The following is a 22,474-nucleotide window of genomic DNA, read 5'->3' as shown; positions in this document are numbered from 1 at the left end:
CCGTCGCGAGGAGAATCGCGTTGGCGGTCGGCGGCCCCTCCTGCCTATCGTCGGGGGATGACCATCCGAACCTTCCGCATCATGGTGCGCGGCGTCTTCGACGGCCTCAGCGACGAGCAGCGCGCCGAACTCCTCGCCGCCGCACCCGAACACGACGTCCTGCGCGCGTCCTTCACCCGCGAGGGCCACCTCAGCTACGACCTCTCCGCCCGGGCCGCCTTCACCTTCCGCTTCCTCGACGAGGGCGAGGCCGAGGAGGACATCCTGACGGCCACCGAGCGGGCCGAGCGGACGGCCCGGGACTGGCTCTCCGAGCGCGGGTACGGCCACAAGAACCTCCGCTCCCAGGCCGAGGACCTCTCCCAGGCACCCCTCGGCAAGCGACAGCGCCGCGCCGCCGACGCCGCCCGCTGACCCGACCCCCTCCCCCTCCGCCACCTCCTTGACAGCTCCCTCCAGGGATATACTTGAGCAGTCAAGGAGGTGGCAATGACAAACCCGAAGCCCCAGACCCCGCAGAACCCGACCCCGTCGGCCCCGGCCCCGGCGGTCCCGACCCCCGACCCGCTGGACACCGCCCTCCGGCTGGTCCGCGCCCAGACCGCCGTCGTCAAACGCTTCGACGCGAGCCTCAGCGGCCTGCACGGCGTCAGCCTGTCCGACTTCACCATGCTGCTCCACCTCGCCCAGGCCCCCGGCGGCCGGATGCGCCGGGTCGACCTCGCCGAGGCCCTCGGCCTCACCGCCTCCGGCGTGACCAGGGGACTCGCACCGCTGGAGCGGATCGGCCTGGTCACCCGCGAGGCCGCCGCCCGCGACGCCCGGGTCGCGTACGCCGCGCTCACCCCGACCGGCCGCGACCGGCTCGCCGAGATGCTGCACACCGCCCGCCAGGTCGCAGCCGACCACTTCGCCGCCGAGCAGTGGAGCCCCGAGGACCTCACCCGACTCTCCGCCCTGCTCACCCGCCTCGGCGGCACCGCCCCCGGCCAACCCCTCCGCTGAACGCCCCTCCCGGGAGCCCCGCCGCACCCGTCGCCCACCCCGAGTCATAGCCTGGACCGGCACCACCGCCCCGCCCCCACCCCCCGAAGGCCAGCACCATGACCGACACCCCCGGCGCCCCGGAGAGCACCGTCCCGGACGGCACCGCCCCCGACCTCACCGTCGACGGCACCGGCCTGCTCTGCGTCCAGCTCCTGCTCCGCCTGCGGGCCCGGATCGCCCACCTGTCGGCCGGCGCGGTGGTCCACATCCACACCACCGACCCCGCCGCCCCGCTCGACCTGCCCGCCTGGTGCCACCTGACCGGCCACCAGTACCTCGGCCCGGTCCCCCACGACGCCACCAACCGCGAGGTCTACGCCCTGCGCCTCACCTCCACCCCCCTGCCCACCCGCCCCGACCGCCCCTGGCACCCGGCCCCCACCACCACCTGACCATCCGCCGTCCGGCCACGACCGGCCACGACCGCCTGCGGGCCACCCGGCGGGCGGCCCGAGAACGGCTCACTCCCGACTTCCCTCCTCCGACCGGTGTGCCACGATGAGGGACTACGAACAACCGGGAACCCCAGGGAGGTTGGCCACCATGGACCAGGACCGGACCCTCCACTGCCACTGGCACGACAAGGAGGGCCACTGGGCACTGACCGTCAGCCACAACGGCCGGGAGTGGGAGCTGTTCGCCGCCGGCCCCTTCGGAACCGAGTCGCTCCCGTTCGCGAACCCGGACGAGGTCCGCCGGCTCGCCCAGGCCCTGCTGGACCTTCCCGCCGAACCCGAACCGTACGAGTTCGAATGGGAGCTCTCCCGGACCGAGTCCGGGCGGTCGGGGCGCGAGCGCACCTGGTTCGCGACCTTCGCCGTCGGCCTCGACCCCAGCGACGACCACCGGCCGTACCTGGCCTTCCAGTCCTACCTCCACTGGGACCAGACGACCGCGCTCGGCATGGAAGTGGTCTGCGAGGACCCGCCGGTCGACGACCTCCGCGCCCAGGCCCACGCCTTCCTCACCGGCTTCCCCGGCCCCGTGCGCCCCCAGCCGTAACCGCCGCGCCCGCGTGACCCGAACCGGTTCAGGCCACCACAGGCCGCACCCGGTCCGACTCCGCCGCCCGACCCCCGGGCACCGCACACCCGTTGACCACCGTCAGCTGCTCCAGCCGACTCTCCCCGGCGTGGATCCGCCGTCCCGGCGGCCTCTCCCCCACCGCCACCCAAGACGCAGCGGCCGCTCAGGCCGAAGCCCGAGCGGCCGCCACCGATCGACCGCGCTCCGTCAGGCCGTCCGCCGCAGCAGCGCCAGGTACATCGCGTCCGTCCCGTGCAGGTGCGGCCACAGCTGCACGTCCGGTCCGTCGCCGAGCGCCGGGACGCCGGGCAGCAGCGGGCGCGCGTCGATCCACTCGACCCGGCCGCCCTCGGCCCGCAGCACGTCGTCCACGACCGCCCGGGTCTCCGCGAGGTGCGGCGAGCAGGTCGCGTAGCCGACCACGCCGCCGACCCGGGTGGCCTCGATCGCCGAGCGCAGCAGGTCCCGCTGCAGCGGCCCGAAGGCCGCCACGTCGGCCGGCCGGCGCCGCCAGCGCGCCTCCGGACGGCGCCGCAGCGCGCCCAGGCCGGAGCACGGCACGTCGACCAGCACCCGGTCGAAGCCGCCGGCCCGCCAGGCGGGGCGCGTCCCGTCCGCCGCGATCACCGTGTACGGGCCGGGGTTGCCCTCCAGCGCCCGCGCCACCAGCCGGGCCCGGTGCGGCTGCTTCTCGCTGGCGACCAGCGCCGCCCCGCGCTCGGCGGCCAGGGCGCCGAGCAGCGCGGCCTTGCCACCGGGGCCGGCGCAGCCGTCCAGCCAGACCCGGTCCGGGCCGTCCAGCGGCGCCGAGGCCAGGGCGAGCGCGACCAGCTGGCTGCCCTCGTCCTGCACGCCCGCCCGGTTCTCCTGCACCGCGGCGACCGAGCCCGGGTCGCCGCCCTCGGCGAGCCGCAGCGCGAACGGCGACCAGCGGCCCGGCGCGGCCTCGGGCAGGGCGTCGGCCAGCTCGCCGACGGTGGCCCGGCCGGGGCGGGCGACCAGGGTGACCTCGGGCCGCTCGTTGTCGGCCCGCAGCAGTTCCTCCACGTCGCCGCGCCCGGAGGCGTCGGGCTGCCAGCGGCCGAGCGAGTCCCAGAGCGCCGAGACCACCCAGCGCGGGTGCGAGTGGACGACCGCCAGGTGGTCCTCGGCATCCTGCTCGTACGGCGGGGCGACCTGGGCGATCCAGGCGTCCAGGTCCTGGGCGCTGATCCGGCGCAGCACGGCGTTGACGAACTTCGCCTTGCCGTCGCCGAGCACCACCCGGGCCAGCTCGACGGTCGCCGAGACGGCCGCGTGGGTGGGGATCCTGGTGGTGAGCAGCTGGTGGGCGCCGAGCGACAGCACGTCCAGCACCGGCGGGTCGACCTTGCTGAGCGGCCGGTCGATGCAGGCGGCGATGACCGCGTCGTAGGTGCCCTGCAGCCGCAGGGTCCCGTAGACCAGCTCGGTGGCGAGGGCGGCGTCGCGCCGGTCCATGCCCTTCTGCTCGGCCTCGCGGAGCAGCGAGGGCAGGATCAGGTTCGCGTAGGCGTCACGCTCGTCGACGGCGCGCAGGGCGCGGAACGCGACGATCCGGGCCGGGTCCTTCTTGGGACGGCGGTGCGGACGGGGTGCGCGCTTGGCGCTGGGGGTGGTCACAGGTGCCTCAAGGTGCTGCGGTGGTTATCGGGTGGTACGAAACGGGGTGCTTCGGACCAGGTGGTACGAAACGGAGTGCGACGGGCCGGGTGGTACGAAACGGAGTGCGACGGGCCGGGTGGTACGAAGACTATCGCCGAACGGGGTGCTCAGCCTTCGGAGCCGAACCGCTCGCCGGCCTCCAGCCGGGCGCCGCGGGCCCAGTCGGCCGCCCGCATCTCCTTCTTGCCCTGCGGGCGGACCTCGCCCAGCTCGACGTCGTGGCTGCCGGTGCCGACCCGGACGCTGTTCTTGCCGACCATCGCCACCTCGCCGGGCGCCAGCTCGGCGGACTCCGGCAGCAGCTTGACCGGCCCGGTGACCTTCAGCCGCTCGCCGCGGAACTCGGTCCACGCCCCGGGCGCCGGCGCGCAGCCGCGCACCACCCGGTCGACCCGCAGCGCGGGGTGGTTCCAGTCGATCCGCGCGTCCTCGACGCTGATCTTCGGCGCGAGCGTGACGCCCTCGGCCGGCTGCGGCACGGCGTGCAGGGAGCCGTCCTCGATGCCGTCCATGGTGGCGGCGAGCAGCCGCGCGCCGGAGAGCGACAGCCGGGTGAGCAGTTCGCCGCTGGTGTCGGTGGGGCGGATCTCCTCGGTGATCACGCCGTAGACCGGACCGGAGTCCAGCCCCTGCTCGATCAGGAAGGTGGAGGCGCCGGTGACCTCGTCGCCGGCCAGCACCGCGTGCTGGACCGGGGCCGCGCCCCGCCAGGCGGGCAGCAGCGAGAAGTGCAGGTTGACCCAGCCGTGCTTGGGGATCTCCAGGGTGCCGGGGCGGATCAGCGCGCCGTAGGCGACCACCGGGCAGCAGTCGGGGGCGAGTTCGGTGAGCCGGGCGACGAACTCCGGGTCGCTGGGCTTCGCCGGCTTGAGGACCTCGATCCCGGCCTCCTCGGCGCGCTGCGCGACGGGGCTGGCCACCAGCTTGCGCCCGCGCCCGGCGGGGGCGTCGGGGCGGGTGACCACCGCGACGACCTCGTGCCGGTCGGAGGCGAGCAGGGCGTCCAGGGCGGGAACGGCGACCTCGGGGGTGCCGGCGAAGACGAGACGCATCAAGTGCCTTTCTGCAGAGGAGAATCGGAGGAAAGCGGGCTCAGCGCGCGGCGCCGAAGGTGCTGTGCGGCGAGACCTTGACGACCGGGGCCGGCCCCTCGCCCCATTCCGCCTCCCGGATCGCCTTCAGCGCGGCCTTGCGCTGCTCGCGGTCGAGCCGGTCGATGAAGATGATGCCGTCCAGGTGGTCGGTCTCGTGCTGGATGCACCGGGCGAGCAGCTGGGTGCCCTCCAGGGTCACCGGGTCGCCGTACATGGTGAAGCCCTTGGCCACCACGCCGTACGCGCGCTTGGTGTCGTAGCGCAGGCCGGGCAGCGACAGGCAGCCCTCGGGGCCGTCCTGCTCCTCCTCGGTCAGCGACAGGTCGGGGTTGATCAGGTGCCCGGTGACGCCGTCCACGTGGTACGTGAACACCCGCAGGGAGACCCCGAGTTGGGGCGCGGCCAGTCCGGCGCCGGGGGCGTCCAGCATGGTCTCGGTGAGGTCGCGGACGAGGTTGCGCAGTTCCTTGTCGAACACGGTCACCGGCTTGGCGGTGGCCCGCAGGACGGGGTCTCCGAAGAGACGGATGGGCTGGATCGCCACGGGGTACGGGCTCCTGTCCGTCGGGATGTCGGGAGTCGGAAGGGACTGCGGGCAACGGCTGTTCCCGCCAAGTCTATGCAACGCGCCGCCCCCGTCCCCCGTGCCCGTGGGGCGGGCCCACGGGCACGGCCACGGACCCCCGGCACACCGCACTGGCATATCCCGACTCTGCCGAGCGGCGTTACCCCGGCCCCCGCTTCGGCGTTGGTCAAGAGAGATTGACCGGGGCCGGGCGCACGGGACACCGCGCCCCGGCCGAGCCGAACCGTACGGAAGGTGGCACGTAGGCCATGGCCGAGCAGATCAATCACGACGCCCGGGCGCGGGCGAGCCTGCACCTGCTGGTGCGGGACATCGAGCGGGTGAGGCGCCAGGTCGACGCGCTGCGGACGCTCACCGCCCAGCTGGGCAACGTCTACCGTCCGCGCCGCCCGAGCACCTCGGCCGGCTTCGTGGTGTACGGGCGGGCGCCGGCGCCCACCGTGCGCCTGGCGCAGGAGCTGCGGGAGAGCGTGGAGACCCTGGTGGCGGCGGCGGTCGAGTTCGACCGGGCGCTGGGCTTCTCCTGGGACTCGGTGGGCTCCGCCCTCGGGGTCACCAAGCAGGCCGTGCACCGCCGCTACGGCATGCGCCGCCCGACCAGCGAACTCCTCGCCGCCAGCGGCGCCGTCCCGGGTCCGACCCGTCCGGACCGCTCCGAGGACCTGCCCGCCGCGCCCACCGGCGGCCTGACCGCGACCGTCCCGGCGGCCCGCCAGGGCGGCCTGGACCGCGCCAGCCTGGAGCGCGGCACCATCGACCGCACCCCGCTGGACCGCGACCGCACCCCCGTCGAGCGCCCGCAGCCCGGACTCCCCCTGCGCGGCTGACGTCCCCGGACAACCCACGGCACCACCGCACCACCGCACGAACAACCGGCCACCCGGGGCGGGGTGGCCCACTCACCCCGCCCCCACCCCCGCCGGAACCCCCGGAGCGCCGGAAAGCACCGGAGCGCCGGGAAGCACCGAAAGCCCCGGCCGGCCCCCGCGGCGCCCGCTCAGCCGATGTCCGTCGGATCCACCCGCACCCGCACCGGCTCCGCCGTCCGCAACGCGATCCGCGCGATCTGCGCCGCCTTGAGCGCCGCCGCCAACGCCGCGCCCTGCCCGGGCGGCACCCGCAGCAGCGCCCGCTCCTGTTCCTCCCCCCGCAGCGCCGGCACCGGCACCGGCCCGAGCACGTCGGCCTCCGCCGGCAGCCGGATCAGCCCCAGCAGGTCGGCGACCGCCGCCGGGCTCCCGCTGACCGAGGCCATCCGCGACACCGGCGGGAAGTGCAGCTGCGCCCGCTCGTCCCGCTCCAGCCCGGCGTGCCCCAGCGGGTCCCAGCGCACCAGCGCCTGGACCGGCCGGGCCGAGGGCTCGGCGACCACGACCACCGTGCCGCCCTCGGTCGAGGGCCGCACCAGCGCGGCGGCCGCGACCCAGAGCCGCAGGGTCTCCTCCCCGGCCCGCAGGTCCGGCCGGCTCAGCAGGGCCCACCCGTCCAGCAGCAGCGCCGCCCCGTACCCGGAGCCGCCCTCCACCACCGGTTCCGCGCCCGGGGTCGAGATCACCAGCGAGGGTTCGTCCGGCACGGTGGCCAGGACGGCGTCCCGCCCGGAGGTCCGCACCGGGATCCGCGGGAACGCCTTGCCCAGTTCCTCGGCCGTCCGCCGGGCGCCGACCACCTGGGCCCGCAGCCGGAACGAGCCGCACTCCGGGCAGTGCCAGTCGTTCTCCGGCTGCCCGCACCACCCGCAGTGCAGCGCGGCGTCCGCCGAGGGCGCCTCCAGCGGCCCCTCGCAGCGCCGGCAGCGCGCCGGGGTGCGGCAGCGCCCGCAGGCCAGCCGGGGCACGTAGCCGCGCCGGGGCACCTGGATGAGCACCGGGTGTCCGGCGGCCAGCGCCTCCCGGGCGGCCTCCCAGGCCACCGAGGGCAGCCGGGCGGCCTGCGCGGCGGCGTCCCGGTGCTGGTCCTGGTCGGTGACGGTGCGCACCCGCGGCGCGACCTGCCGCACGGTCTCCCGGTCGGCGACCAGCGGGCGCGCCCAGCCGGTGCTGACCAGCTGCGCGCCCTCCACCGTCACCGCGTGTCCGCCGAGCAGCACCGCCGCGCCCTCCTCGGCGGCGCGCAGCAGCGCCACCTCGCGGACGTGCGGGTGCGGGGCGCGCGGGTCGCTGTGGCTGCTGTCGCCGTCCGACCAGACCACGACCAGCCCGAGGTCCCGCACGGGCGCGAACATGGTCGCGCGGGTGCCGATGACGGCGTGCACCGAGCCGCGGCTCACCGCGAGCCAGCGCTTGTACCGTTCGCGCGGGCCGAGGTCGGCGCCCAGGGCCACGTGCATGCCGGGTCCGAGCAGCTCGGTCAGCGCCTGGTCGACCCGGGCCACCGACCGCCCGTCCGGCAGCACGACCAGGGCCCCGCGCCCGCCCGCCAGCGTGGCCGCCACGGCCCGTGCGATCTCGTACGGCCAGCCGGGCCCGGGCAGGGCGGCCCACACCGCGCGGGGCGCACCGCCCTCGGCCAGCGCGGTGAGGAACTCGGGGCCGGGCGGGTAGCGCTGCCAGCCGCCGGGGCCGGGGGCCGCCGGGCGGGGCAGCGGCGGCGGCGAGGGCTCGGCCTCGGCCTTGGCGTGCCGGGGCGGGACGGCCAGCTGCAGCACGTCGGCGAGCGTCCCGGCGTACCGGTCGGCGACGGTGCGGCACAGCCGCAGCAGCTGCGGGGTGAGCACGGGCTCGGGCGAGAGCACCTGCGCCAGCGGGGCGAGCGGTCCGGGGAACTCGCTCTTCTCCAGCCGGGCGACGATGAACCCGTCGTGCAGTTCCCCGCCCTCGCGCTGGCCCTTCACCACCCGCGCGCCGAAGCGCACCCGCACCCGGACGCCCGGCTGGGCCTCCTCGGCCATGCCGGCCGGCACCTCGTAGTCGAAGAACTTGTCGATGGTGAGCACGCCCTTGTCCACCACGACCCGGGCCACCGGCAGGTGCTCGGCCCGCTTCGCCCCGCGCCAGGTGCGCGGCTTGGCCCGCTTGACCGTCTCCCGGATGAACGCCAGCTGCTCCGGCTCGGCGGCCCCGTTCTCCCCTGTGCTGCTCATCGCTCCCAAGTACTACCAGGTCACACCGACAGGACGCACAAAGCGGAGCGGCGCCCGCCCCCGGAGGGACGGGCGCCGCATCACGACGTACGGACGTCAGTCCTGCACGGCCGCCTTCAGCTGCTCCACGCGGTCGGTGCGCTCCCAGGTGAAGTCCGGCAGCTCACGGCCGAAGTGGCCGTACGCGGCGGTCTGCGAGTAGATCGGCCGCAGCAGGTCCAGGTCACGGATGATCGCGGCCGGACGCAGGTCGAACACCTCGGAGACGGCCTTCTGGATCGCCAGGACCGGCACGCTCTCGGTGCCGAAGGTCTCCACGAACAGACCGACCGGCTCGGCCTTGCCGATCGCGTACGCGACCTGCACCTCGGCCCGGCGGGCGAGACCGGCGGCGACGATGTTCTTCGCCACCCAGCGCATCGCGTACGCGGCCGAGCGGTCGACCTTGGACGGGTCCTTGCCCGAGAAGGCACCGCCGCCGTGACGGGCCATGCCGCCGTAGGTGTCGATGATGATCTTGCGGCCGGTCAGACCGGCGTCGCCCATCGGGCCGCCGATCTCGAAACGGCCGGTCGGGTTGACCAGCAGCCGGTAGCCGTCGGTGGTCAGCTTGATGCCCTGCTCGGCCAGCGCCTTCAGCTCCGGCTCCACCACGAACTCGCGGATGTCCGGGGTCAGCAGCGACTCCAGGTCGATGTCACTGGCGTGCTGGGTGGAGACCACCACGGTGTCCAGGCGCACGGCCTTGTCGCCGTCGTACTCGATGGTGACCTGGGTCTTGCCGTCCGGGCGCAGGTACGGGATCGTCCCGTTCTTGCGCACCTCGGTCAGCCGGCGCGACAGCCGGTGGGCCAGGGTGATCGGCAGCGGCATCAGCTCGGGCGTCTCGTCCGACGCGTAGCCGAACATCAGGCCCTGGTCGCCGGCACCCTGCTTGTCCAGGTCGTCCTCGTCGCCCTCGACCCGGGCCTCGTACGCCGTGTCGACGCCCTGCGCGATGTCGGGCGACTGGGCGCCGATGGAGACCGAGACGCCGCAGGAGGCGCCGTCGAAGCCCTTCTTGGAGCTGTCGTAGCCGATCTCCAGGATCTTGTCCCGGACGAGCTGAGCGATCGGCGCGTACGCCTTGGTGGTCACCTCGCCGGCCACGTGCACCTGGCCGGTGGTGATGAGCGTCTCCACGGCGACCCGGGAGGTCGGGTCCTCGCGCAGGAGCGCGTCAAGGATGGTGTCGCTGATCTGGTCAGCGATCTTGTCGGGGTGGCCCTCGGTCACGGACTCCGAGGTGAACAGGCGGCGAGACACAGCGCTCCCTGGGGTTGCAGCGGCTGCTGACTGAAGTTCCCCGGGTGACTCCGGGGAACTCCGGAAAGACTTGATTCCTGGAGTCTAACGGGCTGGTTCCTCCGAACGTCACCGGCTTCAGGAATTCTCAAGCGATCTGCGGCCGATTCTGATCAGTTGCCGCCCGTTTCCAGCCGCTTTGCGACCAGATCCCAGACCACGTCCGCAAGCGCCTCCTTCGGGCCGACCGGAACGGGCGTCTCACTGCCGTCCGAGCCCAGTACGACGGCCTCGTTGACGTCCGTGCCGAAGGCCTTGCCGTTGCCCACCTCGTTGACCACGAGCAGGTCGCAGCCCTTGCGCGCGAGCTTGGCCCGGCCGTTGGCGAGCACGTCGTCGGTCTCCGCCGCGAAACCCACCACCAGTTGACCCGAACGGGGCCGGTGGGCCGACAGCTCGGCCAGGATGTCGGGGTTGCGGACCAGTGCGACCGGGGCCGGCTCGACCCCCTCGACCTTCTTGATCTTGCCGGTCGCGTACTCGGCGGGCCGGAAGTCCGCCACCGCCGCGGCCATCACCACGGCGTCCGCGTCGGCCACCGCCTTGAGCGCCGCCTCGCGCAGCTCCAGCGCGGTCGAGACGTGCACCACGTCCACCCCGGCCGGGTCCGGCAGCTCGGCGTTGGCCGACAGCAGGGTCACCCGCGCACCGCGCGCCGCGGCGGTCACCGCGAGCGCGTAGCCCTGCTTGCCGGAGGAGCGGTTGCCCAGGTAGCGCACCGGGTCCAGCGGCTCCCGGGTGCCGCCGGCCGAGACCACCACGTGCCGGCCCGCGAGGTCGGTCGGCACCGCGCCGCCGCGGCGCAGCACGGCCCGGCAGGCGTCGAAGATCGCGGACGGCTCGGGCAGCCGCCCCTTGCCGGTGTCCTTGCCGGTGAGCCGCCCGACGGCCGGCTCCAGCACGATCACGCCCCGGCGGCGCAGCGTGGCGACGTTGTCCCGGGTGGCGGGGTGCTCCCACATCTCGGTGTGCATGGCGGGCGCCACCACGACCGGGCAGCGGGCGGTGAGCAGGGTGTTGGTCAGCAGGTCGTCGGCGAGCCCGTGGGCGGCCTTGGCGATCAGGTCGGCGGTGGCCGGGGCGACCACGACCAGGTCGGCCTGCTGCCCGATCCGCACGTGCGGCACCTCGTGCACGCGCTCCCAGGTCTCGGTGGCGGCCGGCCGGCCGGACAGCGCGGCCCAGGTCGCCTCGCCGACGAAGTGCAGCGCCGCCTCGGTGGGCACCACGGTGACCTGGTGGCCGGACTCGGTGAACCGGCGCAGCAGCTCGCACGCCTTGTAGGCGGCGATCCCGCCGCTCACGCCGAGGACCACGCGGGGGGCGTCCGCAGTCGTCATGGACCGACCTCTCTACGCATCGGGAACCCGCCCACCCTACGGCCCCTCAGCTGCCCCGGGCGCGGCACCCCACCCCCGGCGACACGACGGGAGGGCCCGGCGGAAACGATTCCGCCGGGCCCTCCCGGAAATTCAGCGACCGCCTCAGGCAGCCTCGACCGCCTCGGCGGTCAGCATGCCCGCGTTGATCTCGCGCAGCGCGATCGACAGCGGCTTCTCGTGCACGTGGGTGTCGACCAGCGGGCCGACGTACTCCAGCAGGCCCTCACCGAGCTGGGAGTAGTACGCGTTGATCTGGCGCGCGCGCTTGGCGGCGTAGATCACGAGGCTGTACTTCGAGTCGGTGGCCTCGAGCAGCTCGTCGATCGGCGGGTTGATGATGCCCTCGGGCGCGGTCATGGAAGAGGACACGCGAAAACCTTCCGAAAGGGTGGAAACGACAGACAGGTCAGGCTACACCGAGCAAGGCTAGCAGTTCGGCCGCTACCTGCTCGACGGAGGTGTTGACAAGGGTCGTGTCGAACTCCGGCTCCGCCGCGAGCTCGATCTTGGCGGCGTCGAGCCGCTTCTCGATCACGTCCTGCGGCTCGGTGCCCCGGCCGGTCAGTCGACGGACCAGCTCGTCCCAGCTCGGCGGGGCCAGGAAGACCAGCTGCGCCTCGGGCATCGACTCGCGCACCTGCCGGGCACCCTGCAGATCGATCTCCAGCAGCACGGGCTCGCCGCGCTCCAGCTTCTCCAGCACGGCCGCGCGCGGGGTGCCGTAGCGGTTCCCGGCGAACTCGGCCCACTCCAGCAGCTCACCGTTGGCGATCAGCTTGTCGAACTCGTCGTTGTCGACGAAGTGGTACTGGACCCCGTTCTTCTCGCCGGGCCTCGGGTGGCGGGTCGTCGCCGACACCGAGAGCCAGACCTCGGGGTGCATCTTCCTCATATGAGCGACGACCGTGCTCTTGCCGACCCCCGAGGGGCCGGAGAGCACGGTCAGCCGCGGACGCTCACTCATGCACCGATTATCCCGGATCGCGGACGATGACGGGACCACCGGGGCACGGTCAGGCGGCACCCCCGCCGAACTCCCGCTCCAGGGAGGCGATCTGGTTCGTGCCGAGACCCCGGACACGCCGGCTCTCGCTGATGCCGAGGCGCTCCATGATCTGCTTGGCGCGAACCTTGCCGACGCCCGGAAGCGACTCCAGCAGGGCCGAGACCTTCATCTTGCCGATCACGTCGTTGTCGGCCTTGCCGGCCTTGATCACCTCGTGCAGGGAGGCGCCGGAGTGCTTGAGCCGGTTCTTGACCTCGGCGCGCTCCCGGCGAGCCTCGGCGGCCTTGGCGAGCGCGGCGGTGCGCTGTTCAGGGGTAAGGGGCGGAAGAGCCACGCCGTTCACCTCAGGTGTGGATGGAAGGGATTGAGCTATGACTGGTTTGGTACCCAGGACACCGTCCGCAAGGGGAACCACAGGGCCCTGACCTGCGGGAGCCACGGAATTCGCGGCTCGCCGATGACCTATCGCCGGACACTACCCGCATTGCGGCGCCACGTCAGGAAAAGAACACGAAAAGTCCTGGTCAGCCAAGGCCGACCAGGACTTTCCAGGGCAAAATGACCGCGATTGCGAGACTTTGACGGGCCCGATGTGACGGCGCTCACGTCAACCGCCCGGCGGCGCCGCCGTCCTGCGGACACTCCACAGGGTCACCGATCGGCTACCGGCAGGGCGGCTTCCGCCGCCCGCCGGACACCTCCCGCCCCGCGGCGCCGTCCGGTTCCGGTCCTCGACGGCCACCGCAGCGCCCCCTCGACGGCGTCGGGCCCGCCCGCCCGACGGCACCCCGGGCCGCCCACCGGACCGCGCCCGCGCCGCCTACTTGACCGCGTCCGCGAACTCTCCGACGAAGCGGTCCGCCGCCTCCCGCAGCGCCGCCACGGACGGACCGTGCTTGAGCACGTCCCGGCTGACGCTCGGCACCACGTTGATCACCGTGCCGCCGAACACCCGCGGCAGGTCCGCCATGGTCGCGCCCTGGGCGCCGATCCCCGGGGCCAGCAGCGGGCCGTTGATGGCCAGCTCCACGCCCGCGTCGGCGAGCGTCGCGCCGACCACCGCGCCGAAGGAGCCCAGCGGCGCGGCGCCCTCGTTCTCGGCCGCCAGCTGCCGCAGCACCGAGGCCGCGACCGGCTCGCCGTCCGCGCCCACCGCGCGCTGCACCTCGGCGCCCTCCGGGTTGGAGGTGAGCGCCAGCGCGAACACGCCGCAGCCCTGCTCCCGGGCCAGGTCGAGGGCCGGACGCAGCGAGCCGAAGCCCAGGTACGGGCTGACCGTCACGGCGTCCGAGAACAGCGGGCTGGCGGGCGACAGGAAGGCCTCGGCGTAGGCGGCCATGGTGGAGCCGATGTCGCCGCGCTTGGCGTCCATCAGGACCAGCGCGCCGGCCGCCCGGGCCTCCTCGACGGTCTTCTCCAGCACCGCCACGCCCTTGCTGCCGAAGCGCTCGAAGAACGCGGCCTGCGGCTTGAGCACGGCCACCCGGTCGGCCAGCGCCTCGACCACGGTGCGACTGAAGGCCTCCAGGCCGGCCAGGTCGTCGCCGAGCCCCCAGGAGGAGAGCAGCGAGCCGTGCGGATCGATGCCGACGCAGAGCTGGCCGCGGGTGTCCATGGCGTGGCGCAGCCGGGTGCCGAACGGGGCGAGGGTCATGTCGTCTCTTTCCGGAGGTGGTGGGAGGGGTTCAGGAGCTGCGCACGGCGCTGCCGACCGCCGAGGCCAGGTCGCGGAAACCGGCGGCCCGGAGACGGGCGGACAGGCCCTTGTGGATCTTCCGGCACCAGAACGGGCCCTCGTAGATGAAGGCGCTGTAGCCCTGGACCAGGTCGGCGCCGTGGACGATCCGCTGCCAGGCGTCCTCGGCCGTCTCGATGCCGCCGACCGAGACCAGGGTCAGCCGGCCCCCGGTCCGGGCGCGCAGCCGCTGCAGCACCTCCAGGGCGCGGGCCTTCAGCGGGGCTCCGGACAGGCCGCCCATGCCGATCTCCTCGACGCGCCGGGCGTCGGTGCGCAGGCCCTCGCGGCCGATGGTGGTGTTGGTGGCGATGATGCCGTCCAGGCCCAGCTCCAGGGCGAGGTCGGCGACCGCGTCGACGTCCTCGTCGGCCAGGTCGGGGGCGATCTTGACCAGCAGCGGCACGTGGTGCGGGGTGGTGCGGTCGGCTGCCTCGCGGACGGCGGCGAGCAGCGGGCGCAGGTGGTCCACGGCCTGCAGGTTGCGCAGCCCGGGGGTGTTCGGCGAGCTGACGTTGACCACCAGGTAGTCCGCGTACTTCGCCAGCCGCTCGGTGGACTTGACGTAGTCGGCGACGGCGTCGGCCTCCTCGACCACCTTGGTCTTGCCGATGTTGACGCCGATCACCGGGGTGGAGCTGGTGTGCGGGCGGGCGGCCAGCCGGGCGGCGACCCGCGCCGAGCCCTGGTTGTTGAAGCCCATCCGGTTGATCAGCGCGCGGTCCTCGACCAGGCGGAACAGCCGGGGCGCGGGGTTGCCGGGCTGGGGCTCGCCGGTGATGGTGCCGATCTCGACGTAGTCGAAGCCGAGCATGGACAGGCCGTCGATGCCGACGCCGTTCTTGTCGAAGCCGGCCGCGAGCCCGAACGGGCCGGGCAGGTCGAGGCCCAGGGCGCCGGTGCGCAGCGCCCGGTCGCGCGGGGCGAGGACGAGCCGCACCAGGGTGCGCAGTCCGGGCACCGAGGAGGCCAGCCGGATCCAGAAGAAGGCCAGGTGGTGGGCCTTCTCGGGGTCCATCTTCTTGAAGACCAGGTCGAACAGAAGCTTGTACAAGGGTGGTTCAACTCCCGGAGCGGAGAGGGGGCGCGGGCGCAGCCCGTCGGAAGAAGGGTGGCGGCGGGCGGCGGGTGGGCGGGCACAAGAGTGGGGGGCACCCGACTGGTTCCGGTGCCCCCCACTGCGGTGGCGCTACTTGCGGCCGGCGTTGATCAGCTCGGCGTGCTCCTGGAGCGACATGACCCCGACCTCGTCGCGCAGCAGCCGGTCGATGCCCTGGACGGCCGCGCCCATCGCCTGGACGGTGGTCAGGCAGGGCACCGCGCGGGCCACGGCCGCGGTGCGGATCTCGTAGCCGTCGAGGCGGCCGCCGGTGCCGTACGGCGTGTTGATGATGAGGTCGACCTCGCCGTCGTGGATCAGCTGGACGATGGTCTTCTCGCCGTTCGGGCCCTCGCCCTCGCTGTGCTTGCGCACCACGGTGGCGGGGATGCCGCCGCGCTGCAGCACCTCGGCGGTGCCGGCGGTGGCGAGCAGCTCGAAGCCGAGGTTGACCAGCGCCCGGGCCGGGAAGACCAGGTTGCGCTTGTCGCGGTTGGCGACGGAGACGAAGACCTTGCCCTTGGTCGGCAGCGCGCCGTAGGCGCCGGTCTGGGACTTGGCGTAGGCCGTGCCGAAGACCTTGTCGATGCCCATGACCTCACCGGTCGAGCGCATCTCCGGGCCGAGCACGGTGTCCACGCCGCGGCCGTGGACGTCGCGGAAGCGGCTCCACGGCATCACGGCCTCCTTGACCGCGATCGGCGCGTCGGCGGGCAGCGTGCCGCCGTCGCCCTCGGCCGGGAGCAGGCCCTCGGCGCGCAGCTCGGCGATGGTGGCGCCGAGCGAGATCCGGGCGGCGGCCTTGGCCAGCGGCACGGCGGTCGCCTTGGAGGTGAACGGGACGGTCCGGGAGGCGCGCGGGTTGGCCTCCAGCACGTAGAGGATGTCCCCGGCCATGGCGAACTGGATGTTGATCAGGCCGCGGACGCCGACCCCGCGCGCGATGGCCTCGGTGGAGGTGCGCAGGCGCTTGATGTCGTAGCCGCCGAGGGTGATCGGGGGCAGCGCGCAGGCGGAGTCGCCGGAGTGGATGCCGGCCTCCTCGATGTGCTCCATGACGCCGCCGAGGTAGAGCTCGGTGCCGTCGTAGAGCGCGTCGACGTCGATCTCCACCGCGTCGTCCAGGAAGCGGTCGATGAGCACCGGGTGCTCGGAGATCAGACCGGCGTGCCGCTCCAGGTAGGAGGCGAGCGAGGCCTCGTCGTAGACGATCTCCATGCCGCGGCCGCCGAGCACGTAGGACGGGCGGGCGAGCACCGGGTAGCCGATCTCGTCGGCGATCGCCTTGGCCTCCGCGAAGGAGAAGGCGGTGCCGTGCTTGGGCGCGGGCAGGCCGGCGTCGCGCAGGACGCGGCCGAAGGCGCCGCGCTCCTCGGCGAGGTCGATCGCCTCGGGCTGGGTGCCGACGATCGGCACGCCGTTGTCCTTGAGCGCCTGGGCCAGACCCAGCGGGGTCTGGCCGCCGAGCTGGACGACGACACCGGCGAGCGGGCCGGCCTGCTGCTCGGCGTGGACGATCTCCAGCACGTCCTCCAGGGTGAGCGGCTCGAAGTAGAGCCGGTCGGAGGTGTCGTAGTCGGTGGAGACGGTCTCCGGGTTGCAGTTGACCATGACGGTCTCGTACCCGGCGTCGGCGAGCGCGAAGGAGGCGTGCACGCAGGAGTAGTCGAACTCGATGCCCTGGCCGATGCGGTTCGGGCCGGAGCCCAGGATGATCACGGCGGGCTTGGAGCGCGGGGCGACCTCGTTCTCCTCGTCGTAGGACGAGTAGAAGTACGGGGTCTTGGCGGCGAACTCGGCGGCGCAGGTGTCGACGGTCTTGAACACCGGGCGGATGCCGAGGGCGTGGCGCACCTCGCGGACCACGTCCGCCTTCAGGCCGCGGATCTCGCCGATCTGCTGGTCGGAGAAGCCGTGCCGCTTGGCGTGGCGCAGCAGCTCGGGGGTGAGCTCGGCGGCCGCGGCCAGCTCGCCGGCGATCTCGTCCAGCAGGAAGAGCTGGTCGACGAACCACGGGTCGATCTTGGTGGCCTCGAACACCTCCTCCGGCGTGGCGCCGGCCCGGATCGCGTCCATCACGGTGTTGATCCGGCCGTCGGTCGGCACGACCGCCTTGGCCAGCAGCTCGGCCTTCTCGCCGACGGGGCCGGTCCAGGAGAACTGGGAGCCCTTCTTCTCCAGCGAGCGCAGCGCCTTCTGCAGCGCCTCGGGGAAGTTGCGGCCCAGCGCCATGGCCTCGCCGACCGACTTCATGGTGGTGGTCAGCGTGGCGTCGGCGCTCGGGAACTTCTCGAACGCGAACCGCGGCACCTTGACCACGACGTAGTCGAGGGTCGGCTCGAAGGAGGCCGGGGTCTCCTCGGTGATGTCGTTGGGGATCTCGTCCAGGGTGTAGCCGACGGCCAGCTTGGCGGCGATCTTCGCGATCGGGAAGCCGGTGGCCTTGGAGGCGAGCGCCGAGGAGCGGGAGACGCGCGGGTTCATCTCGATGACGATGACCCGGCCGTCGGCGGGGTTGACGGCGAACTGGATGTTGCAGCCGCCGGTGTCGACGCCGACCTCGCGGATGACGGCGATGCCGATGTCGCGCAGGATCTGGTACTCGCGGTCGGTGAGGGTCATCGCCGGGGCGACGGTGATCGAGTCACCGGTGTGCACGCCCATCGGGTCGAAGTTCTCGATGGAGCAGACGACCACGACGTTGTCCTGCTTGTCGCGCATCAGCTCCAGCTCGTACTCCTTCCAGCCGAGGATGGACTCCTCCAGGAGCACCTCGGTGGTCGGCGAGAGGGTCAGGCCCTGGCCGGCGATGCGGCGCAGGTCCTCCTCGTTGTGGGCGAAGCCGGAGCCGGCGCCGCCCATGGTGAAGGAGGGGCGGACGACGACCGGGTAGCCGCCGAGCGTGTCGACGCCGGCCAGCACCTCGTCCATGGTGTGGCAGATGACCGAACGGGCGGACTCGCCGTGGCCGATCTTGGCGTTGACGGCCTCGACGACGCCCTTGAAGAGGTCGCGGTCCTCGCCCTTGTTGATCGCCTCGACGTCGGCGCCGATCAGCTCGACGCCGTACTTCTCCAGCGTGCCGGCCGCGTGCAGCGAGATCGCGGTGTTCAGCGCGGTCTGGCCGCCCAGGGTCGGCAGCAGCGCGTCGGGGCGCTCCTTGGCGATGATCTTCTCGACGAACTCGGGGGTGATCGGCTCGACGTAGGTGGCGTCGGCGATCTCCGGGTCGGTCATGATCGTCGCCGGGTTGGAGTTGACCAGGACGACGCGCAGGCCCTCGGCCTTGAGGACCCGGCAGGCCTGCGTGCCCGAGTAGTCGAACTCGGCGGCCTGGCCGATCACGATCGGGCCGGAGCCGATGACCAGGACGGACTTGATGTCGGTGCGCTTAGGCACGCTGGCCCTCCATAAGGCTCACGAAGCGGTCGAAGAGGTACGCGGCGTCGTGCGGTCCGGCGGCCGCTTCGGGGTGGTACTGCACGCTGAAGGCGGGGACGTCGAGCGCCTGCAGGCCCTCGACCACGTCGTCGTTCAGGCAGACGTGGGAGACCTCGACCCGCCCGTACGGGGTGTCGCTCACCTTGTCCAGCGGCGCGTTGACGGCGAAGCCGTGGTTGTGGGCGGTCACCTCGACCTTGCCGGTGGTGCGGTCCTGCACCGGCTGGTTGATGCCGCGGTGGCCGTACTTGAGCTTGTAGGTGCCGAAGCCCAGGGCGCGGCCGAGGATCTGGTTGCCGAAGCAGATCCCGAAGAACGGGGTCTTGCGCTCCAGCACGCCCTGCGCGACGGCGACCTGGTGGTCGGCGGTGGCCGGGTCGCCCGGGCCGTTGGAGAAGAAGACGCCGTCCGGCTGGACCGCGTAGACGTCCTCCAGGGTGGCGTCGGCCGGCAGCACGTGCACCTCGATGCCGCGCTCGGCCATCCGCTGCGGCGTCATCGCCTTGATGCCGAGGTCCAGCGCGGCGACGGTGAACCGCTTCTCACCGATCGCGGGGACGACGTACGGCTCGGTGGTGGCGACCTCGGCGCACAGGTCGGCGCCCTTCATCTCGGGCGACTGCTGCACCCGGGCGAGCAGGGTGGCCTGGTCGGCCAGCGCCTCGCCGGAGAAGATGCCGCAGCGCATCGCGCCGCGCTCGCGCAGGTGGCGGGTCAGCGCGCGGGTGTCGATGCCGCTGATGCCGACGACGCCCTGGTTGACCAGCTCCTCGTCGAGCGAGCGGCGGGAGCGCCAGTTGGAGGCGACCCGGGCGGGGTCGCGCACGACGTAGCCGGCGACCCAGATCCGCTGGGACTCGTCGTCCTCGTCGTTCCAGCCGGTGTTGCCGATCTGCGGGGCGGTCATCGCGACCACCTGGCGGTGGTACGACGGGTCGGTCAGGGTCTCCTGGTAGCCGGACATGCCGGTGTTGAAGACCGCCTCGCCGAAGGTCTCGCCGATCGCGCCGTAGGCCTGGCCGCGGAAGGTCCGGCCGTCCTCCAGGACGAGCACGGCGGGGACGCGTTCCCGCCGTTGGCGCTGCGTGGTGGGGGCAGGTGCGGTCATTGCGCGGCCTCTTCCGTCATCTTCGTCTGCGTACGTGTGGCAAGGTGAGCGACCGCCTCGACCCAGGCGGCGTGCTCGTCGGGGTGGTCGGCCCGGAAGCCGGAGTCCAGCTCGGTTCCCTCGTGCGTCCAGGTGACGACGAGCAGGCCGGAGGGGACGACCTTGCCGGCGATCCCGTCATCCGTCCGGGCGCCCGTGAGCTGCTCGGCCGGAATCCAGAAGTCGACGTCGCCGGGGCGCCGGACCAGCAGGCCGTCCTCGCCGAGGGTGAGGTCGGCCCGGCTGCGGGTGCCCAGGCCGTGCGCGACGACCCGGTCGAGCCAGTTCCCGGCGGTGGTCGTGCCGTGGTAGCGCCCGCTGGTCTCCAGGATGGTGCGCCCGGCCCGCTCCGGCACGGCGGGCAGCGGCGGGATCCCGGACTGCAGGGTGCGCCGCCAGTTCCAGCCCTGGCGCATCAGCCAGTAGACGAGGCCGATCAGGATCAGCAGGCCGACGGACCAGCCGATGTACCCGGGCCAGTCGGTGACCTTCGCCTGCTCCTTGGCGAGCGTGAGGTGGTCCATCACCGCTCGCCGTCCTGCTCGACCAGGTCCCCGGCGAGCACCGTGGCGCGGCCGCGCAGGAAGGTGGCGTGCACCCGTCCGGGCAGGTCCAGGCCCTTGTAGGGGGTGTTGCGGCTACGGGTGGCGAAGCTGTCCGGGTTCACGGCACCACGGTACGCGGGATCGAACAGCACCAGGTTGGCGGGCTCACCCACCGAGATCGGCCGACCGTGGCCGGTGAGACGGCCGATCCGGGCCGGGCGGCGCGACATCCGGTCGGCGACGCCCTCCCAGTTCAGCAGGCCGGTCTCGACCATGGTCTGCTGGACGACCGACAGCGCGGTCTCCAGGCCGACCATGCCCATCGCGGCGACGGCCCACTCGCAGTCCTTGTCCTCGGCCGGGTGCGGCGCGTGGTCGGTGGCGACGGCGTCGATGGTGCCGTCGGCGAGCGCCTTGCGCAGCGCCTGGACGTCCTCGGCGGTGCGCAGCGGCGGGTTCACCTTGTACACCGGGTCGTAGGAGCGGACCAGCTCGTCGGTGAGCAGCAGGTGGTGCGGGGTCACCTCGGCGGTGACGTCCCAGCCCTTGCTCTTGGCCCAGCGGATGATCTCGACCGAGCCGGCCGTGGAGACGTGGCAGACGTGCAGCCGGGAGCCGACGTGCGCGGCGAGCAGCACGTCGCGGGCGATGATCGACTCCTCGGCGACGGCCGGCCAGCCGCCGAGCCCGAGCTCGCCGGAGACCTGGCCCTCGTTCATCTGGGCGCCCTCGGTCAGCCGCGGCTCCTGGGCGTGCTGGGCGACGACGCCGTCGAAGGCCTTGACGTACTCCAGGGCGCGGCGCATCAGCACCGCGTCGTCCACGCACTTGCCGTCGTCCGAGAAGACCCGGACGCCGGCGGCGGACTCGTGCATCGCACCGAGCTCGGCGAGCTTCTTGCCCTCCAGGCCGACGGTGACGGCGCCGACCGGCTGCACGTCGCAGTAGCCGGCCTCCTGGCCGAGCCGCCAGACCTGCTCGACCACACCGGCGGTGTCGGCGACCGGGGTGGTGTTGGCCATCGCGTGCACGGCGGTGAAGCCGCCCATCGCGGCGGCCTGGGTGCCGGTGAGCACGGTCTCGGCGTCCTCGCGGCCGGGCTCGCGCAGGTGGGTGTGCAGGTCGACCAGGCCGGGGAGGGCGACCAGCCCGGTCGCGTCGATCTCGATGTCCGCCACGGCCGTCAGGCCGGTGCCGATCTCCTTGATCACGCCGTCGGCGAGGAGGAGGTCCTGCGGGGCGCCGCCGAGGATCTGGGCGTTGCGGATCAGGTAGCTGGTCACTGAGCGGTCTCCACGGAGTCGGTGCGGGGGCTGTCTGCGAGGGTGGCACCGCCGAGCAGCAGGTACAGGACGGCCATGCGGACCGAGACGCCGTTGGCGACCTGCTCGACCACGGTGCAGCGCGGCGAGTCGGCGACCTCGGCGGTGATCTCCATGCCGCGGACCATCGGGCCGGGGTGCATCACGATGGCGTGCTCCGGCAGCTGGGCCATCCGGATGCCGTTCATGCCGTAGCGGCGGCTGTACTCGCGCTCGGTCGGGAAGAACGCGGCGTTCATCCGCTCGCGCTGCACCCGGAGCATCATCAGCGCGTCCGTCTTGGGGAGCACCCGGTCGAGGTCGTAGCTGATCTCGCAGGGCCAGTTCTCGATGCCGATCGGCAGCAGCGTCGGCGGGGCGACGAAGGTGACCTGGGCACCGAGGGTGTTCAGCAGGTGGACGTTGGAGCGGGCGACCCGGCTGTGCAGGACGTCACCGACGATCGTCACCCGGCGGCCGGCCAGGTCGTGACCGGCGCCCGGGTTGAGGTGGCGGCGCATGGTGAAGGCGTCGAGCAGCGCCTGGGTGGGGTGCTCGTGGGTGCCGTCACCGGCGTTGATCACACTGCCGTGCAGCCAGTCGGACTGGGCCAGCCGGGCCGGCGCGCCCGAGGCGTGGTGCCGGATGACGACCGCGTCGGCGCCCATGGCCTGCAGGGTGAGGGCGGTGTCCTTGAGGCTCTCGCCCTTGGAGACCGAGGAGCCCTTGGCGGAGAAGTTGATGACGTCGGCCGAGAGGCGCTTCTCGGCGACCTCGAAGGAGGTCTTGGTCCGGGTGGAGTCCTCGAAGAAGAGGTTGACGACGGTACGGCCGCGCAGCGTGGGCAGCTTCTTGACGGCCCGGCCGGAGAGCTGGGCCAGCTCCTCGGCGGTGTCCAGGATCAGCAGCGCGTCGTCGCGGCTGAGATCGGCGGCGGAGACGAGGTGGCGCTTCAC

21 protein-coding genes are annotated in these 22,474 nt (G+C 73.1%); 5 read left to right on the top strand and 16 right to left on the bottom strand.

Going from position 1 to position 22,474, the window contains the following annotated elements; all coding sequences use genetic code 11:
* Positions 1-57 precede the first annotated feature (57 nt).
* The 4 genes from ACIRD3_RS17350 (at position 58) to ACIRD3_RS17335 (ending at position 2,049) form a co-directional block, all read left to right on the top strand.
* On the top strand, positions 58-414 hold the full coding sequence (locus ACIRD3_RS17350) for a DUF6204 family protein (RefSeq protein ID WP_402216874.1): 357 nt from the start codon (positions 58-60) through the stop codon (positions 412-414).
* Positions 415-489: 75 nt separating this feature from the next.
* A complete protein-coding gene (locus ACIRD3_RS17345; RefSeq protein WP_402216872.1) occupies positions 490-1,005 on the top strand; it encodes a MarR family winged helix-turn-helix transcriptional regulator in 516 nt (171 codons plus the stop codon).
* A 98-nt stretch (positions 1,006-1,103) separates the two neighbouring features.
* The gene (locus ACIRD3_RS17340; RefSeq protein WP_402216870.1) at positions 1,104-1,439 is read left to right on the top strand and encodes a sulfurtransferase TusA family protein; all 336 of its coding nucleotides are present in this window, start codon (positions 1,104-1,106) and stop codon (positions 1,437-1,439) included.
* A 151-nt stretch (positions 1,440-1,590) separates the two neighbouring features.
* Positions 1,591-2,049 carry a hypothetical protein gene (locus tag ACIRD3_RS17335; RefSeq protein WP_402216867.1) on the top strand — a complete coding sequence of 153 codons (459 nt, stop codon included), beginning with the start codon at positions 1,591-1,593 and terminating at the stop codon, positions 2,047-2,049.
* A gap of 231 nt (positions 2,050-2,280) precedes the next feature.
* Here the strand turns inward: ACIRD3_RS17335 and ACIRD3_RS17330 are convergent, their stop codons facing one another.
* The 3 genes from ACIRD3_RS17330 to def all read right to left on the bottom strand — a co-directional run bounded on the left by ACIRD3_RS17330 (position 2,281) and on the right by def (position 5,394).
* A complete protein-coding gene (locus tag ACIRD3_RS17330) occupies positions 2,281-3,714 on the bottom strand; it encodes an RsmB/NOP family class I SAM-dependent RNA methyltransferase (protein WP_402216864.1) in 1,434 nt (477 codons plus the stop codon).
* 149 nt (positions 3,715-3,863) lie between these two features.
* Complete coding sequence (gene fmt / locus ACIRD3_RS17325) at positions 3,864-4,808, bottom strand: methionyl-tRNA formyltransferase (RefSeq protein WP_402216861.1); 945 nt, start codon at positions 4,806-4,808, stop codon at positions 3,864-3,866.
* A gap of 40 nt (positions 4,809-4,848) precedes the next feature.
* Complete coding sequence (def, locus tag ACIRD3_RS17320; protein ID WP_402216858.1) at positions 4,849-5,394, bottom strand: peptide deformylase; 546 nt, start codon at positions 5,392-5,394, stop codon at positions 4,849-4,851.
* A gap of 290 nt (positions 5,395-5,684) precedes the next feature.
* Here def and ACIRD3_RS17315 point away from each other — a divergent pair, with 290 nt between their 5' ends.
* The gene (locus tag ACIRD3_RS17315) at positions 5,685-6,263 is read left to right on the top strand and encodes a hypothetical protein (protein ID WP_402216856.1); all 579 of its coding nucleotides are present in this window, start codon (positions 5,685-5,687) and stop codon (positions 6,261-6,263) included.
* A 170-nt stretch (positions 6,264-6,433) separates the two neighbouring features.
* On the opposite strand, the gene ACIRD3_RS17310 is transcribed toward ACIRD3_RS17315, so the two are convergent.
* From ACIRD3_RS17310 to ACIRD3_RS17250, 13 genes are all read right to left on the bottom strand, one after another.
* Positions 6,434-8,518, bottom strand: a complete 2,085-nt coding sequence (locus ACIRD3_RS17310) for a primosomal protein N' (protein ID WP_402216854.1) — start codon at positions 8,516-8,518, stop codon at positions 6,434-6,436.
* A 96-nt stretch (positions 8,519-8,614) separates the two neighbouring features.
* The gene (metK, locus tag ACIRD3_RS17305) at positions 8,615-9,823 is read right to left on the bottom strand and encodes a methionine adenosyltransferase (RefSeq protein WP_402216852.1); all 1,209 of its coding nucleotides are present in this window, start codon (positions 9,821-9,823) and stop codon (positions 8,615-8,617) included.
* Between the two features lie 152 nt (positions 9,824-9,975).
* On the bottom strand, positions 9,976-11,202 hold the full coding sequence (coaBC, locus tag ACIRD3_RS17300; RefSeq protein ID WP_402216850.1) for a bifunctional phosphopantothenoylcysteine decarboxylase/phosphopantothenate--cysteine ligase CoaBC: 1,227 nt from the start codon (positions 11,200-11,202) through the stop codon (positions 9,976-9,978).
* A 144-nt stretch (positions 11,203-11,346) separates the two neighbouring features.
* Complete coding sequence (gene rpoZ, locus ACIRD3_RS17295) at positions 11,347-11,613, bottom strand: DNA-directed RNA polymerase subunit omega (RefSeq protein WP_030056185.1); 267 nt, start codon at positions 11,611-11,613, stop codon at positions 11,347-11,349.
* Between the two features lie 37 nt (positions 11,614-11,650).
* Positions 11,651-12,208 carry a guanylate kinase gene (gene gmk / locus ACIRD3_RS17290; RefSeq protein ID WP_402216848.1) on the bottom strand — a complete coding sequence of 186 codons (558 nt, stop codon included), beginning with the start codon at positions 12,206-12,208 and terminating at the stop codon, positions 11,651-11,653.
* Between the two features lie 49 nt (positions 12,209-12,257).
* Positions 12,258-12,584, bottom strand: coding sequence for an integration host factor, actinobacterial type (mihF, locus tag ACIRD3_RS17285; RefSeq protein WP_030056187.1), 327 nt, complete (start codon positions 12,582-12,584; stop codon positions 12,258-12,260).
* A gap of 486 nt (positions 12,585-13,070) precedes the next feature.
* Positions 13,071-13,904: an orotidine-5'-phosphate decarboxylase gene (gene pyrF / locus ACIRD3_RS17280; RefSeq protein WP_402216845.1), complete on the bottom strand. Its 834-nt coding sequence runs from the start codon at positions 13,902-13,904 to the stop codon at positions 13,071-13,073.
* 31 nt (positions 13,905-13,935) lie between these two features.
* A complete protein-coding gene (locus tag ACIRD3_RS17275) occupies positions 13,936-15,039 on the bottom strand; it encodes a quinone-dependent dihydroorotate dehydrogenase (RefSeq protein WP_402216844.1) in 1,104 nt (367 codons plus the stop codon).
* 135 nt (positions 15,040-15,174) lie between these two features.
* The gene (gene carB, locus ACIRD3_RS17270) at positions 15,175-18,483 is read right to left on the bottom strand and encodes a carbamoyl-phosphate synthase large subunit (RefSeq protein ID WP_402216841.1); all 3,309 of its coding nucleotides are present in this window, start codon (positions 18,481-18,483) and stop codon (positions 15,175-15,177) included.
* Positions 18,476-19,633 (bottom strand): glutamine-hydrolyzing carbamoyl-phosphate synthase small subunit, encoded by a 1,158-nt coding sequence (carA, locus tag ACIRD3_RS17265; protein WP_402216838.1) that lies wholly within the window; start codon positions 19,631-19,633, stop codon positions 18,476-18,478. Before carA ends, carB begins: the two co-directional genes overlap by 8 nt.
* Positions 19,630-20,196: a hypothetical protein gene (locus tag ACIRD3_RS17260; RefSeq protein WP_402216836.1), complete on the bottom strand. Its 567-nt coding sequence runs from the start codon at positions 20,194-20,196 to the stop codon at positions 19,630-19,632. Before ACIRD3_RS17260 ends, carA begins: the two co-directional genes overlap by 4 nt.
* Positions 20,196-21,500: a dihydroorotase gene (locus tag ACIRD3_RS17255; RefSeq protein WP_402216833.1), complete on the bottom strand. Its 1,305-nt coding sequence runs from the start codon at positions 21,498-21,500 to the stop codon at positions 20,196-20,198. Before ACIRD3_RS17255 ends, ACIRD3_RS17260 begins: the two co-directional genes overlap by 1 nt.
* A complete protein-coding gene (locus tag ACIRD3_RS17250) occupies positions 21,497-22,474 on the bottom strand; it encodes an aspartate carbamoyltransferase catalytic subunit (protein WP_402216830.1) in 978 nt (325 codons plus the stop codon). The genes ACIRD3_RS17255 and ACIRD3_RS17250 overlap by 4 nt, the downstream gene beginning before the upstream one ends.

It is taken from the genome of Kitasatospora sp. NPDC093550, assembly GCF_044764985.1.
Lineage (GTDB): Bacteria > Actinomycetota > Actinomycetes > Streptomycetales > Streptomycetaceae > Kitasatospora.
The sequence above is the reverse complement of the archived record's forward strand: the minus strand, read 5'-3'. Positions and strand labels throughout refer to the sequence as shown.

Excerpts from the sequence above, each read along its gene's own strand:
- ACIRD3_RS17315 (WP_402216856.1), top strand. The coding sequence starts at position 5,685 with ATGGCCGAGCAGATCAATCACGACGCCCGGGCGCGGGCGAGCCTGCAC.
- carA (WP_402216838.1), bottom strand. The coding sequence starts at position 19,633 with ATGACCGCACCTGCCCCCACCACGCAGCGCCAACGGCGGGAACGCGTC.
- fmt (WP_402216861.1), bottom strand. The coding sequence starts at position 4,808 with ATGCGTCTCGTCTTCGCCGGCACCCCCGAGGTCGCCGTTCCCGCCCTG.
- ACIRD3_RS17340 (WP_402216870.1), top strand. The coding sequence starts at position 1,104 with ATGACCGACACCCCCGGCGCCCCGGAGAGCACCGTCCCGGACGGCACC.
- ACIRD3_RS17335 (WP_402216867.1), top strand. The coding sequence starts at position 1,591 with ATGGACCAGGACCGGACCCTCCACTGCCACTGGCACGACAAGGAGGGC.
- ACIRD3_RS17310 (WP_402216854.1), bottom strand. The coding sequence starts at position 8,518 with ATGAGCAGCACAGGGGAGAACGGGGCCGCCGAGCCGGAGCAGCTGGCG.
- ACIRD3_RS17350 (WP_402216874.1), top strand. The coding sequence starts at position 58 with ATGACCATCCGAACCTTCCGCATCATGGTGCGCGGCGTCTTCGACGGC.
- coaBC (WP_402216850.1), bottom strand. The coding sequence starts at position 11,202 with ATGACGACTGCGGACGCCCCCCGCGTGGTCCTCGGCGTGAGCGGCGGG.
- ACIRD3_RS17260 (WP_402216836.1), bottom strand. The coding sequence starts at position 20,196 with ATGGACCACCTCACGCTCGCCAAGGAGCAGGCGAAGGTCACCGACTGG.
- ACIRD3_RS17345 (WP_402216872.1), top strand. The coding sequence starts at position 490 with ATGACAAACCCGAAGCCCCAGACCCCGCAGAACCCGACCCCGTCGGCC.
- gmk (WP_402216848.1), bottom strand. The coding sequence starts at position 12,208 with ATGAGTGAGCGTCCGCGGCTGACCGTGCTCTCCGGCCCCTCGGGGGTC.
- pyrF (WP_402216845.1), bottom strand. The coding sequence starts at position 13,904 with ATGACCCTCGCCCCGTTCGGCACCCGGCTGCGCCACGCCATGGACACC.